Genomic DNA, 251 nt, shown 5'->3' with positions numbered 1-251 from the left:
CGCGAGCTCCGTGTAGAACCTGGGGTAGTCGCCCTTCTCTGCTGGAACGGCTGTGCTGGAGCCGTCCACGCCCAGCAGCCCCCATGACTCCGGGCCCTCCACACCGTAGGAGGGGTCCGTCGGCGAAGCGCCCGCAGCCAGATCGGGTTCCTGGCTGTCGAGTCCCCACTTGGTGTATCCGGCCTTGGCGCCGAGTACGTGGAAACGCGGGCCCACCTGTGCGGCCATGCCGTTCATCCACAGCCGGGAGC

General features: G+C 68.5%; 1 pseudogene. It reads right to left on the bottom strand.

Annotation, left to right across the window (positions count from 1 at the left end):
* A pseudogene (locus SB764_RS42995) lies at positions 1 to 237 on the bottom strand (oxidoreductase); the annotation flags it as partial.
* Positions 238 to 251: the final 14 nt, after the last annotated feature.

It is taken from the genome of Paraburkholderia sp. SIMBA_027, from assembly GCF_046535315.1.
Lineage (GTDB): Bacteria > Pseudomonadota > Gammaproteobacteria > Burkholderiales > Burkholderiaceae > Paraburkholderia > Paraburkholderia tropica.
This window is presented reverse-complemented; position numbering and strand designations above follow the sequence as displayed.